Source organism: Sandaracinaceae bacterium (assembly GCA_016706685.1).
Taxonomy (GTDB): domain Bacteria; phylum Myxococcota_A; class Polyangia; order Polyangiales; family Houyiibacteriaceae; genus JADJJE01.
This window is the reverse complement of the sequence record JADJJE010000005.1, coordinates 184,943-198,193: the sequence shown is the minus strand read 5'-3', so window position 1 is coordinate 198,193 and position 13,251 is coordinate 184,943. Positions and strand designations below refer to the sequence as shown.

Genomic DNA, 13,251 nt, shown 5'->3' with positions numbered 1-13,251 from the left:
CGGCGCGAAGCTACTCGCTGCGGGGGCGTCGGTAAACCAGGCGCGCCATCACAGCCAGCCCAGCAGCAGCCGATTCTTGGGCGTGATGGTCTCGGGGATGGTCTGCGCCAGCACGTGGTACCCGGCTGCCCGCAAGCGCCCGGCGCGCGTCACGTCCATGGCCAGCGCGCCGTCCATCCAGCCCAGCAGCCCGCCGGTATCACCGGTGCGGTCCACGTGACAGCACGGCAGCACGGCCACCCCCGCCCGCGAGGCCAGCGCCACATCCAGCGTGGCATCCGTCAGCCCACCGCACGCATGGGCGGACACCACCAGGTCGCCCTCGGCCGCCTGCACGCTGCGCAGGTCCATCACGCGGCGCTCGATGCGCCCCTCGAGGCGCGGCCACGCGGCCACTAGCGCGGCGTGCAGCGTGTCCGCGCTGGGTGGCGTGCGCTTGTCCACCGCCACGGCGTGCGGCGAGCTGTCGTCCAGCAACAGCAACAGGTGCGCAAGCAGCCCGTGCCCCGCAGCCAGGTCGTACACCACGCCCCCGCGCATGCGCCGCCGCGCGCGCTTGGCCACCTCCCAGCTCTCGTACAGCTCCTTGCGCGGCAGGCACTCGGCCTCGCACACCACGCGGCCCACGCGGTCGAAGAGCGTTTCGCCCGGGAAGCGGCCCACGTCGCGGTGGGTAAGGCGGGAGCGGCTTCCGTCGGAGAAGGAGTGCATCGGCGAGTCAGGAGCGCAGCGTGAAGCGGAAGTCGCAGGGGGCGGCGTCGCGCGCCTGGGTGCGCGTCCGCTTCAGCTCGATCAGGTCACTGCGCTCGGCGAAGAAGCGCGAGTCGGACTCGCAGAACATGGGCGCGAGGTAGGGGCGCTCCAGCTCGTGGCACAGCTCCACGAAGCGGCACGCGCTCACATCGAAGCCCATGGCGACGGCGCTCACGCCCGCAGGCTCGAGCTGCGCGTTGAAGGCCCGCCCGCGCAGGGCCTCCATGAATCGAGCGCGTGCGCTGGGGGCCGCGTCACGCCAGGCGTCGAGGCTGGGGAAGGGCATCGTGTGCTCGATGAAGCGCGAGCCGGTGACCGCGATCACCTCGAGCAGCAGGGCTTGCCGCCGTGTCTCGGGCCAGGCCGGCCCGCGCAGCGCTCGTCTCGTCGCGTCGTCCAAGCGCACGGCGGCGCGCAGCTGATGACGCACCAAGTCCTCCACCAACGGCGACCAGCGAGGTGACTTCGGGAGCGCGCGCAGAGGGTCACGCAGGCCACCCGCCGCCATGGCCAGCGCCACCCCGGCCAGCTCCGCGACCGTCAGCTGGGCGCGCAGCACTCCGAGCGCCGCAGGGATCCCGTGTTGGCGGTCGAAGCGCCGAAGCTCTCGGACCGTGGCGTGGGGCGGGTTGGGCAAGCCGCTCATGACGCTGGCGGCGTGGCGGCGGGGATGGGACGCAGCGCCCGCGGCAGCCACTCGGTGATGGCCACGTAGATGCTGGCCGCGCCGATGGTCAGCCAGAACTCGATGGCGTAGAGGCGGCGCTTCACCACCAGGTCGACGGGCAGGCTTGCCGCCGCACCCCACAGTGGTCCGATGCGGCCGTCTGGCGCGAGCACCACGAACAGCTGGTACATGCAGTAGAAGGTGTTCGTCGCGAAGTTGGCGAGCAGCACGACGTGGAGAATCCGCAGCGCGAGCGGGATACGGTTAGGGGCGTCCATGGGCGCTGAGTATACGCGCTTGCGCGGCTCTGCTTTGCACGATCGGTGGTTCTAGTTATAATAGAACAATGCTCATTCGTGTGGACCCCACCTCCGACGTCTCGCTGTTCGAGCAGATCGCAGCCTCGGTGCGTGGTGCCTTGGCGCGCGGGGACCTTCAGGCTGGGGACCAGCTGCCCCCGCTCCGTGATCTCGCCGACTCGCTGGGCGTGAACATGCACACGGTCCGCGCGGCGTATGGCGTGCTCCGCGAGGAGGGCCTGGTCGACATGCGTCGCGGTCGCAGCGTGACCGTCCTGGGCGGCGCCGAGACACAGGCCACGCTCCTCCAGCTCGCTTCTGGACTGGTGGGCGCCGCCCGTCGCTTCGGGCTCACGGACCGCGCCATCCTCCAGCTCGTCAAGGCCACCCTATGACACCCTTCAGTCGTCGTGCCCTGCTCATCGCCCTCGCGGGTGCGCTGCCCATCGCGGCGCTGCTCCCACTCTGGGTGGCCAGGCACGAGCTGCCTCATGTCGTCGCCACGCACTGGTCGCTCGCGTGGACCGCGGACGGCTTCCAGCGCCTGTCCGACTTTGCAGCGCTCATGGGCACGCTCGCGGCGCTCGGCTCCGGGTTGCTCCTGACGGCCGCCCTCGTTTGGCGCTCGGAGGCCGCATCGCACCAGCTCCTGCGCGCCGGGCTGGCGTTCGTGGGTGCAGAGTCGGGAGGACTGGCCGCCACCATCGCCGGGTGGACCACGCTCACTCAGCGCGGCCTCGCGGACAGTCGCGCGGTGCCCGGGCCCAGCGCTCTCGCGCTCGCGGCCATCATGCTCGTGCCCTTGTTGCTGGGGGTCGCCGCGGCGGTGTTGGCGCGCGGCGCCCGCTCAGGGTCCGAAGACGCCGGCGCTCCGGCATCCCTCGGCCTGCGCGCAGGCGAGTCTGCGGCCTGGATGCGGCGGGTCGCGGCGCCGTGGTCCATCGGAGTCGTCCTCCTGGGAATCGCTCACGTCGTCGTCGGCGTGCTCTCGGAGATCCTCGCGGTGGGCTGTGCTGGCGTCGTGTTGGCGGCGCTCGGGGTGGCCATGGGCTCCATTCGGGTGTCGGCCGATCAGCGTGGCCTGATCGTGCGCTGGGGGCCGCTCGGCCTGCCGCGTACCACGGTCCCGCTGCGCGACATCGTGCGTGCCGAGGCCATCGACATCCGCCCCATGGAGTGGGGGGGCTGGGGCTACCGCGGCAGCCTGCGGGTCCTCGGTCGCGCAGCCATCGTGATGCGTGCCGGTCCTGGCTTGCGGCTGGACCTCACCTCGGGCCGCGTGCTCGCCGTCACGGTCGACGATCCCCGTACGGCGGCCGGCCTGCTCAACGACTTGGTGGCCCGCATCGCCACCGGCCCGGCTCCGCGCTAAGGTGACACCGCGTCGCAGATGACGCCGGAGATCGCAATTATGATTCGCAGCCTCGCCCTCATCCCCATGATCGCCGCCCTCGTGGCATCCCTCGCCTTCCCCACCGCCGCCCTCGCGCGCAGCTGTGGCGGGGTGGACTTCCCCAACAGCGTCACGGTCGCGGGTGAGCGCCTGTCGCTGAACGGGCTAGGCATCCGCGAAGCCACCGTCTTCAACGTGGACGTCTACGTAGCCGGCCTCTATGTCGCCACGCGTGCCCGTACCGCCGACGCGCTGCTGGATCTCACGCACCCCATCGTGCTGGACATCCGCTTCATCCGCGACATCGACCAGGCCACCATGAACGAGGCCCTCGAGCAGGGCTTCACCCGCAACGCGGGCGGCAACCAGGCCGCGCTCCAGGCGCGCATCAACCAGCTCAAGAGCTGGGTGCCCAACCTCACCGAGGGGATGAACATGGTGTTCACCTGGACGCCGGGCACCGGCCTGCAGATGAAGGTGGACGGCCGCGTGCTCGGCACCATCACGGGCGACGACTTCGCGTCGGTGTTCTTCCGCATCTGGCTCGGACCGAACCCGCCCAACCGTGGCCTGCGCACGGGCCTGCTCGGCGGCGCCTGCGAGTGAGCCATCCCCCGCGCGGTACGCGCGGGCTGTGAGGCGGGATGCACGTGGAGGCACGGATCCCGCCGGCTCTATTCCGTCGGGGCCGTAGCGAGGCTCTCCTCGCTGCTGGCTACACACGTGGCGATCACCAGGTCGCCCACCACGTTCAGTGTGGTGCGGCACATGTCCAGCACGCGGTCCACGCCGAAGATGAGCGCTAGGCCCTCGGGTGGCACGTGCACCATGCCCAGGATCATGGCGATGACCGGCAACGACGCGCCCGGGATCCCCGCGGTGCCGATGCCTCCCAGGATGCAGATGACCATCACCACGGCCTGCTGCGACAGGCCGAGGTCCACCCCGAACAGCTGCGCCAGGAAGAGCACCGTCACGCCTTCGAACAGGGCCGTCCCGTTCTGGTTCATGGACGCGCCGGCGGTCAGCACGAACTGAGCCACGGGCTTCGGCAGGTGCAGCTCGTGCTCGGCCGCCTCGAGCGACACGGGCAGCGTGGCGCTCGACGACGACGTGGCGAACGCCGTCTCCATGGGCAGCCGCACGGCGGCGAAGAAGGCCAGTGGCTTGTGCTTCGAGAACAGCAAGAGCAGCGCCGGGTAGCTCACGAACATGTGCAGCGCGATGGCGCCCACTACGACGGCTACGTACGCGCCGATGGCCCCGAGCACCTCGACGCCCACCGTGGCCGTGGTCACGAAGAGCAGCGCGCCCACGCCCACTGGCGCGAGCCGGAGAACCTGTTCCAGCAGGAACATACTCACGTCGAACAATCCCGTGATGGCCTCGGCCAGACGCTGCGTGCCGGTGGTCTTCACCTGCCCGAGCGCCACGCCGAAGCACAGCGCGAACACGATGAGCCCGATCATGTCGCCCGTGGCCGCAGCCTTCACGGGGTTGTCGGGGATCATCTGGATCAGCATGGTGGCGCCGCTGACCTCGGGGGGAGCCACGGCGGGCCGCCCTTCGGACAAGCGCTCGGCCAGCGCGCGCAGGTCGGGCTGGTTCTCGCCGGGGCCCACCACGTTCACGAGCGTGAGACCGATGAGCACCGCTACGGTGGAGGCCAGCACCGTGAGGCCCAAGGTGCGCAGTCCGATGCGACCCAGCGTCTGCAGGTTGAGCTCGGCGATGCCCACCACCAGCGCCGAGAACACCACCGGCACGGCGAGCATGAACAGCAGGCGCAGGAAGATCTGTCCGAGTGGCGCGGCCACGTAGTCGACGAGCGCGGTGGTGACCGCGGCCGGGGCGAGGAGCCGTGCCGCGAGCCCGCCGAGGGCGCCGAGCGCGATGCCCAAGAACACGGTGCGCTGCGAACCAGAGGTCATGCTGCGTGAGATATCACGGTTCGAGGGCTGCGGACGTGCTCACCCACGTGGCACCGGCTTCCCTCGATCGCGAGCGATGTGGTAGTGTCGCGGGCGGAGCGCAGCGCGCGCAGGGCGTATCCGGACTCGCACAGAGAGGGAGAACATCACGATGGCTAGGGTTGATGGTCGAGGGGTTGTGGCGGCGACGTTGCTGGTGGTTTGCGTGCTCGGCTGTGCTGGCCGCATCGCCAGCTACAACCGGCAGGGTGCTGAAACGGTGCGAACGAGGGCTGCGTTCGACTTCGCGTGTAACGAGGAACAAGTCAGCGTAGTGCCGGTCACCACGGGTTCTTCGACAACCGGGTCTGAACGCTATCACCGCGACCTCGTCATCGAATATGGCGCAGCAGGGTGTGGCAAGCGCGCGGTGTTCGTGCGGCTCGACAACGGCCAGTGGCTCCGCAATGGCGAGGTCTCCGTGGACTGACCTCCCAGCCGACGTCCCCGGCGCGCTCTTGTTTGTGACGCGCCGCCGGCTACGCTGAATTCATGCGCACCCTCGTCGAAGACCTCGCCGCCACGCTCGTGCTCGGCGCCTTGCTCGAGCAGCTGAACGCCCGCCACGGGGGCTACGAGCTCCTGGCGCATCACACGCAGGGCGAGTTCCACCACGACGTCATCCTGCGCGTGCTGCAGCGTGGTGAGCTGCCGGGCGACGTGCTGGTGGTGTCCACCAACTGCAACGGTGGCATCAAGGAGGTGCTGGTGTTCGAGGAGGTGCCGTCCACCGAGGCGCTCTGGCATCACCGGTGCCCCACCGAGACCGAATTCGCAGACCTGCCGCTGCCGCCCATGATGGGGCTGGCCCGCACGCTGCACTACTTCGATCCCTGCGAGCTGCTGCGCCCGGATGCCCGCAGTGAGCTGCGCCCCGAGCATCGCCGCCGCCAGCGCGGAGGCGGCTGGGAGAAGGTCTGAGGGGCGACTAGCGCGTGTGGCGCGGGCGTCCTTCGCGCCAGCGCAGCACGTCCACCGTGGCGGGCATCTGCTCTCCGAGGGGCTCGATCTTCAAGCGCGGGTGTCCCATGTGGGCCACCACATCGAAGCCGTCCAGCTGCCCGTCAGCAGCGCCGCGATGCGGACCGTTCGGGTCGCTCCGGTCTTCCCACAGCGCGGCCACGTGGTCCCAGGTGCGCGGTGTGCGGCCCGCATACGCGCCGCCGTAGTCGATGCGAATCAGGTCACCGCGCTGCACCGCCGCGATGGGGCGCTCGGGCTGGCCGCGCTCGCTGATGACCGTGGGCTCGGCCACCACCCGGGTGTGTCGCACGAGCCCGGCCACGTTGGTGTAGCGCACGTCGGTGCGGCCCATGCGTCGGAACGCGCCCACCATGACGTCGGCGCAGTCGGCGCCCGTGAACCGCTCGGTCTGGTGGTTGGCCCCGCCGCCTGCCGAGCCGAACACCTCGGGCACCAGCAGGTAGGCCCCGAGCCAGCCCATGAAGTCGTCCGCGGGGCGCACCGACACGCGGTGCACGCTGGGAAGCAGGCCGAAGCGGTCCACGGCCTCGGCGCCCGGGCTGCTGAACGTGGCGCCGGACGCGAGGCGCAGCTCCACCTTGTAGCGGACCGTGCCCACTCCCTGCACCTGCACGGCGCCCGCCTCGGACGACGTGACCGCCGCGGCCCGTCGTCGTGCCTCCGCGCCTGTTGCCCACGTGCCCTGGACCGTCTCGAAGTAGTCGATGGTGTCGTACCCGAGCCAGCGTCCGAAGTCCTCGGCCGTGGTGGACACGTTCGTGTAGTACGGCGCCGTGGCTCCGTTTGCAGCCGGGCCCACCCGGAAGCCGTGCGGCTCCACGGTGGACCAGCGCACCTCCGCGGGACCCAGGGCCTCCACGTCGCGCCGCTCGCGGTCGGCCACCCGACGACCTTCGATCCGCAGCGGGACCACGGCAGCATCCGCCAGCACCACGCGCCGCCGTCCCTCCCGCGCCAGCACCACCACGGACAGCTCGGCACCGCTGCCCGTTCGCGCCTCGGTGGGGGCATCGGTCCACAGCCCCCCAGGCTCGGCCCGCCCGACCACCAGCACCCGCTCGATGGTCAGGGGTTCCGCAGCCGACGAACTCGCTGCGCAGAAGCCCAGGACCGCCGAGGACGCGAGGACACCCAGGAATCGACGCATCCCAGCAGTATGGCAAGCCGCAGAGCGCCGGCGCCAGACCCGGTGCGGGCACTCCGGGCCCTCGGACGTCCGCAACTACCCTTCCCACGGATCGGGTGTTAGCGTGCGCGCCGTGAGCGAGACCCCCAAGAGCGCCCCCGGTGGCAAGCCCGATGACCGCGCCCCCAATTTCGTCGACGAGCTGGTGCAGGCCGAGATCGACGCTGGCCGAACGCGCCTGGTGACGCGCTTCCCGCCGGAGCCCAACGGCTACCTGCACATCGGCCACGCCAAGTCGATCATCACCAACTTCAGCCTGGCGCAGAAGCTCCCGGGCGCGCACTGCAACCTGCGCTTCGACGACACCAACCCGGCCAACGAAGACACCGAGTTCGTCACCAGCATCCAGGAGGACGTGCGCTGGCTGGGCTTCGAGTGGGGCGACCACTGCTACTTCGCGTCGGACTACTTCCAGCAGCTGTACGACATGGCCGAGAAGCTCATCGTGGCCGGCAAGGCCTACGTGGACAGCCAGTCGCTCGAGGCCATTCGCGATGGGCGCGGCAGTTTCCATCAGGCGGGCGTGGCCAGCCCCTTCCGCGACCGCAGCGTGGACGAGAACCTGGCGCTCTTCCGTCGCATGCGCGCGGGCGAGTTCGACGAGGGCGCCCACGTGCTGCGCGCCAAGATCGACATGGCCAGCAAGGACCTCAAGCTGCGCGACCCCGTCATGTACCGCATCTTGAAGGTGCCGCATCACCGCACCGGCACCGAGTGGCCCATGTACCCCATGTACGACTGGGCCCACGGGCAGTCGGACGCCATCGAGGGCGTGACGCACAGCATCTGCACCCTCGAGTTCCAGAACCACCGCGGGCTCTACGACTGGTTCCAGGAGCAGCTGGGCGTGGTGGACCCGCCACGCCAGATCGAGTTCGCGCGCCTGAACCTGACCTACACGGTGCTCAGCAAGCGCAGCCTGCAGAAGCTGGTGGCCGCCGGGCACGTGAGCGGCTGGGACGACCCGCGCATGCCCACGGTGGCCGGCCTGCGCCGCCGCGGTGTGTCGCCCGAGTCCATCCGAGCCTTCTGCGAGCGCATTGGCGTGGCCAAGCGCGACAGCTTCGTGGACGTCACGCTGCTGGAGCACGCCATCCGCGAAGACCTGAACGCCACCAGCCCGCGCCTCATGGGCGTGCTGCGGCCGCTGCGCGTGGTCATCGAGAACTACCCCGAGGACGCCGAGGAGAGCTTCGACCTGGCGCTCAACCCGGGCGACGAGGCGGCTGGCTCGCGTGCTGTGCCCTTCTGCCGCGAGCTCTTCGTGGACCAGGAAGACTTCATGGAGGTGCCGGCGCCCAAGTTCTGGCGCCTGTTCCCCGGCAACGAGGTGCGCCTGCGCGGCGCCTGCCTGCTCACCGTGAACCGTGTGGTGAAGAACGACGCCGGCGAGGTCATCGAGCTGCGCGCCACGTGGGACCCCGAGTCGCGCGGCGGCAACTCGCCCGATGGCCGCAAGGTGAAGGGCACCGTGCACTGGGTCAGCGCGCGCCACGCGGTGGACGCCGAGGTGCGCCTCTACGACCGCCTCTTCACCGAAGAGAACCCGCTCGGCCACGACGACAAGGACTTCCTCGAGTTCCTGAACCCCGCGTCGCTCGAGATCCTCCCGGGCTGCAAGGTCGAGCCGGCGGTGCGTGACTTCGCGCCGTTCTCGCGGCTCCAGCTGGAGCGCATGGGCTACTTCGCCGTGGACCCGCTCAGCACGCCGGACGGCCTGGTGCTGAACCGCACCATCGCGCTCAAGGACTCCTGGTCCAAGGTGGCCGGTAAGGGCTGACGCCTCGCCGCGCGCTCAGCTCGGCAGACCGTCCCCACTCGCGGGCTGGTGCTCGGCCACGGCCCTATGCCACCATTGGCCATCGGTTCGGCGCTGGAACGCTGCAGCGCGCCTGTTGGAGGAGGGTTCGTGAAGGAAAGGAGCCAACATCTCGTCGCCCGCCCGGCTCCCCCCAGGCACCTGGCGCTGCTGGCCGTGGTGCTCGTGGTGGTGGTGGGTGCGCTGCTCGTCTTCATCAGCCTGGGCGCCCAGATGATGGTCTCCACGCAGGCCTACATCACCGCAGAGGGCCACTACATCAAGGCGCAGAAGGACGCGGTGCGCTACCTCGAGCGCTACATCCGCACGGGCGACGAGCACCAGTGGCGCGCGTACCAACGCCGCGTGGCCGTCCCGCTGGCCGACCGTCGCGCGCGTGAGGCGCTGCAGAGCCACCCGCCCCAGCCGGACGTGGCGGCGGCGGCCTTCGAGGACGCGCTCAATCACCCCGACGACGCGGCCGCCATGGTCACGCTGTTCCCCTACTCGAACGTCATCGAGGAGATGGCCCGCGCCATCGAGATCTGGGAGGCCGGCGACGCCGAGGTGGAGCGCCTGGTCGCGCTGGCCAACCACGTGCGCGAGCGCCGGTTGGCGGGAGCCCGCGTGGAGGACTTCGAAGACGAGTATCACCAGCTCGAGTCGCTCAGCGCGCGGCTCGACAGCCTGGGGGTGCAGTTCTCGGCGAGCCTCAACCAGGGGTCGCGCCGCATCCGTGGGCTGGTGCAGTGGAGCGTGCTCGGGGCTGCGGCGCTCCTGATCCTGATCTCCATCGGCGGGGCGGCCCGCGTGATGGCCCGCACGCGCGACCGCGACGACGCGCTGCGCGCCATGATCAACCACGGCCACGACCTGCTGGCGCTGTTGGCGCCGGACGGGCGCTTCCTCTACGCCAACGGCTCGCTCGAGCGGCGCTTCGGGTGGTCGCCCGAGAAGTACCCCGAGCTGACCCTGCAGCAGTTCGTGGGGCCCGCTGCGGCGGAGAGCGTGGCGCACCTGATGGCGCGCGGCTACGCGTCCGAGGGTGGCGTGACCGAGAGCCTCGAGGTCCTGACGTGCGCGGGCGAGCCCATCGAGGTGGAGCTCACGCTCAGCCAGCTGCCCGTCACCACCTCGTCACGGCTCCTGCTGGTGACCGCGCGCGACGTCACCGAGCAGCGCGCCATGCAGTCGAAGGCCATGGCGGCGCAGCGCATGCAGAGCGTGGGGCGTCTAGCCGGCGGCATCGCGCACGACTTCAACAACATGCTCACGGCCATCATGGCGTCCGCCGAGCTGGGCAAGCGCCACGTCCCGAAGGACCACGCGGCCTTCCTGGACTTCCAGATGATCCTGGACGCCAGCAAGCGCTCTGCCAGCCTGGTCTCGCGCCTGCTGCAGTTCGCGAGCGCGCGTCCCATGGCGGTGCACAGCCTCTCGTGGCGCGAGCTCATGGCGGGGGCCGAGCCGCTGGTGCGACGGCTGGTGGACGAGCGCGTGAACCTCACGCTGGTGCTGCCGGAGTCGCCGGTCATGGTGCGCGGCAACCCCACCCAGCTGGAGCAGCTGCTGCTCAACCTGGTGTCCAACGCGCGCGACGCGCTGGTCGACGGCCAGGGTCAGATTCGCGTCGAGCTGCGGGTGACCGGGGAGGGCGAGTCCGCGCGGGCTCAGCTCATCGTGGAAGACAGCGGAACGGGCATCCACCCGGACATCATGGACCGCATCTTCGACCCGTTCTTCACCACCAAGGGGCCCACCGAGGGCACGGGCTTGGGCCTGGCCAGCTGCCACGGCATCGTGCGGCAGCACGACGGCACCATCGAGGCCAAGAGCGAGCTCGGCCGTGGCGCGCGCTTCACCGTGGACCTGCCGCTCGACGCCGAGGCCACCGCCAGCCAGCAGGAGGCTGCCGCCGCAGTCCCGGCGCCCGTCACGCAGGTGCGCGGTGCCGGGCGACGCCAGACGCTGCTGTACATCGAAGACGAAGACGTGGTGCGCACGAGCGGCGTCGAGATCCTGAAGCGCTTCGGCTACGACGTGCTCGAGGCCGCGTCGGGCGAGCAAGCCCTCGAGCTCTATGCCGCGCACCCGCGCGAGGTGTCCCTGGTGCTGAGCGACGTGGTGCTGCCCGGCATGCAGGGGGTGGAGATCCTAGACGCGCTGCGCGAGCGCGGCGCGCAGATGCCCTTTCTCTTCGTCTCGGGCTATCACGAGAGCCCCACGCTGCGCGCGCGCATGGAGGGCTCGAACGTGTCGTTCCTGAGCAAGCCCTACGACATGGACCAGCTGCGCGACGCCCTGAACGCCCTGCTGCCGGCCTCCGCTCCCCGCGAGGAGGCCCGCGCGGAGCGGGGCGAGGCGTCGCGCTGACGACCAGCGCGGCTCACGCCTCACTCGGCGGCGGCAGAGGCCTCGCCACGAGCCGCGATGAAGCTCATGGCGCGCTCGGCCAGCGCCGTGATGGTGAGCGATGGGTTCACGCCGGGGTTGGCCGACACCGCCGAGCCATCGATGACGTAGAGGCCGTCGTAGCCGAACACGCGGTGCTGCGCGTCGATCACGCCCTCGCTCGCGGAGCGGCCCATGCACGCGCCGCCCAGGATGTGCGCCGTGGACGGTGAGCCGAAGAGCGTCTCGCTCACCATGCTGACCGCGATGCCCTGCACCTTCTCGGCGAAGCGCCGCGCGAGGTCGGTGGCGTCTTCCATGAACGCCTGCGGGGCGTCCTTCGGGTCGTCCAGCACGCTCACCAGCTGGCGCGTGAAGCCGTTGAGCGCGCTGCGCCCGAACTTGAGCGACAGCGTGCCGTCGAGCGTGCGCATGAACAGCAGCGTGGCCGTCTTCTCGGCGAACTCTTCCCGCGGGATGCTGTAGGCGCGCTTCACGAAGCCGGGGCGCTGCGCAAACTGCTTCACCGCACCGCCCAGGCGCGCCACGAAGTTCTTGCCCGGCGCGTGCGGCAGCACCATCCAGCGGAAGAAGTCGCTGCCGTGGCCGTAGCGCACCGGCTCGATGTGGCTGTGGTCGTCCGTGTGCAGGATGGACGTGATGGCGATGCCCTCGGCCATGTTGCCGTCGAGATCCGGCGCCACCACGCCGAAGAGCGCCTCGCTGTTGGTGCGCACGGAGGCGCCCAGGCGGTTGGACAGCTTGGGCAGGCCCTTCGGGTCCTCCTTCATCTTCAGCAGCAGCGGGATGGTGCCCATCACGCCACCCGAGAAGATCACGTTGGCCGCCTCGAACACCTCGTCGGGGCCCTTGGTGATCGACGGCTTGGTCTCCACGCGATAGCCGCCGCCGGCCTTTGGGCGCACGGCCATCACCTCGCGCTCCGGCATGACCACGGCGCCGGCCTTCTCGGCCAGGTAGAGGTAGTTCTGGTCCAGCGTGTTCTTCGCGCCCACGCGGCAGCCCGTCATGCACGCGCCGCACTGCGTGCAGCCCACCCGGTCGGGCCCCTGGCCATCGAAGTACGGGTCCGCGCTCTTCTTACCCGGCTCGCCGAAGTACACGGCCACTTCGGTGGGGCCGTAGTGGTCCTCGCGCCCGATGTCCTTCGCGATCTGCTCGATGATGGTGTCCTGGTACGTGACCAGCGGGTAGCGCGTGGCGCCCAGCATGCGCTTGGCGGTGGCGTAGTGCGGGGCCAGCTCCTGCTTCCAGTTGGCCAAGTGCGCCCAGCTCTTGCTCTCGAAGAACGCCGTCTGCGGGGTGGGCAGCGTGTTCGCATAGGTCAGCGATCCACCGCCCACGCCCACGCCGTGCATCACGGTGACGTGGTCGAAGAACGACATCTGGAAGATGCCGTGCAGGCCCGCCGAGGGCTTCCACATCCAGCGCTTCAGGTCGCGGTTGTCCTTGGGGAAGTCGGCCTTGCCGAAGCGCTTGCCCTTCTCCAGCACCAGCACGCGGTAGCCCTTCTCCGTGAGCCGATGTGCCGAGACGCTGCCCCCGAACCCGGAGCCGATGATGATGTAGTCGTAGGTCATGCGAGTGCTATTGACTGTAGGTCAATAGCAGCCAGCCGCCAAGCCCCTATTGGCCGCGACACGCGGCGCGATGACCAATCTTTCCTACCGTGTTCTGAAGCGTTCGTCGTCGAGGGCGCCCCGCCGACTGGCCCAGGCACGCACCGTGACGCCCACCACGCCGAACCCATAGCGCACGCTCTCACGGAAGCCGATGGACCACGCACCCG

At 70.1% G+C, this 13,251-nt stretch carries 12 protein-coding genes and 1 pseudogene; 7 read left to right on the top strand and 6 right to left on the bottom strand.

Going from position 1 to position 13,251, the window contains the following annotated elements; translation table 11 throughout:
* Positions 1-48: 48 nt before the first annotated feature.
* The 3 genes from IPI43_10435 to IPI43_10425 are packed head-to-tail and all read right to left on the bottom strand — an operon-like array spanning position 49 to position 1,698.
* The gene (locus IPI43_10435) at positions 49-711 is read right to left on the bottom strand and encodes a methyltransferase domain-containing protein (GenBank protein MBK7774542.1); all 663 of its coding nucleotides are present in this window, start codon (positions 709-711) and stop codon (positions 49-51) included.
* Positions 712-718: 7 nt separating this feature from the next.
* Positions 719-1,399: an L-2-amino-thiazoline-4-carboxylic acid hydrolase gene (locus IPI43_10430; GenBank protein MBK7774541.1), complete on the bottom strand. Its 681-nt coding sequence runs from the start codon at positions 1,397-1,399 to the stop codon at positions 719-721.
* Positions 1,396-1,698 carry a hypothetical protein gene (locus tag IPI43_10425; protein ID MBK7774540.1) on the bottom strand — a complete coding sequence of 101 codons (303 nt, stop codon included), beginning with the start codon at positions 1,696-1,698 and terminating at the stop codon, positions 1,396-1,398. The genes IPI43_10430 and IPI43_10425 overlap by 4 nt, the downstream gene beginning before the upstream one ends.
* Before the next feature lie 68 nt (positions 1,699-1,766).
* Between IPI43_10425 and IPI43_10420 the strand changes: the two genes are divergently transcribed.
* The 3 genes from IPI43_10420 to IPI43_10410 are packed head-to-tail and all read left to right on the top strand — an operon-like array spanning position 1,767 to position 3,718.
* A complete protein-coding gene (locus tag IPI43_10420) occupies positions 1,767-2,114 on the top strand; it encodes a GntR family transcriptional regulator (protein MBK7774539.1) in 348 nt (115 codons plus the stop codon).
* Positions 2,111-3,091 (top strand): hypothetical protein, encoded by a 981-nt coding sequence (locus IPI43_10415; GenBank protein ID MBK7774538.1) that lies wholly within the window; start codon positions 2,111-2,113, stop codon positions 3,089-3,091. The genes IPI43_10420 and IPI43_10415 overlap by 4 nt, the downstream gene beginning before the upstream one ends.
* Positions 3,092-3,130: 39 nt before the next feature.
* Entirely contained in the window at positions 3,131-3,718 is a 588-nt protein-coding gene (locus tag IPI43_10410; protein MBK7774537.1) for a chalcone isomerase family protein, read from the top strand.
* A gap of 90 nt (positions 3,719-3,808) precedes the next feature.
* On the opposite strand, the pseudogene IPI43_10405 reads toward IPI43_10410, so the two are convergent.
* Positions 3,809-5,043, bottom strand: a pseudogene (locus tag IPI43_10405) (dicarboxylate/amino acid:cation symporter).
* Positions 5,044-5,194: 151 nt separating this feature from the next.
* On the opposite strand from IPI43_10405, the gene IPI43_10400 reads away from it, so the two are divergent.
* Both IPI43_10400 and IPI43_10395 read left to right on the top strand, forming a co-directional pair.
* The gene (locus IPI43_10400; GenBank protein ID MBK7774536.1) at positions 5,195-5,512 is read left to right on the top strand and encodes a hypothetical protein; all 318 of its coding nucleotides are present in this window, start codon (positions 5,195-5,197) and stop codon (positions 5,510-5,512) included.
* Positions 5,513-5,574: 62 nt separating this feature from the next.
* Positions 5,575-6,003 (top strand): hypothetical protein, encoded by a 429-nt coding sequence (locus IPI43_10395; GenBank protein ID MBK7774535.1) that lies wholly within the window; start codon positions 5,575-5,577, stop codon positions 6,001-6,003.
* Positions 6,004-6,010: 7 nt separating this feature from the next.
* Here the strand turns inward: IPI43_10395 and IPI43_10390 are convergent, their stop codons facing one another.
* On the bottom strand, positions 6,011-7,213 hold the full coding sequence (locus tag IPI43_10390; protein MBK7774534.1) for a hypothetical protein: 1,203 nt from the start codon (positions 7,211-7,213) through the stop codon (positions 6,011-6,013).
* On the opposite strand from IPI43_10390, the gene IPI43_10385 reads away from it, so the two are divergent.
* Both IPI43_10385 and IPI43_10380 read left to right on the top strand, forming a co-directional pair.
* A complete protein-coding gene (locus IPI43_10385) occupies positions 7,128-9,032 on the top strand; it encodes a glutamine--tRNA ligase/YqeY domain fusion protein (GenBank protein MBK7774533.1) in 1,905 nt (634 codons plus the stop codon). The genes IPI43_10390 and IPI43_10385 overlap by 86 nt on opposite strands.
* Positions 9,033-9,161: 129 nt before the next feature.
* Complete coding sequence (locus IPI43_10380) at positions 9,162-11,423, top strand: response regulator (protein ID MBK7774532.1); 2,262 nt, start codon at positions 9,162-9,164, stop codon at positions 11,421-11,423.
* A gap of 20 nt (positions 11,424-11,443) precedes the next feature.
* Here IPI43_10380 and IPI43_10375 read toward each other — a convergent pair whose 3' ends face one another.
* Entirely contained in the window at positions 11,444-13,042 is a 1,599-nt protein-coding gene (locus IPI43_10375; GenBank protein ID MBK7774531.1) for a GMC family oxidoreductase, read from the bottom strand.
* Positions 13,043-13,251 lie beyond the last annotated feature (209 nt).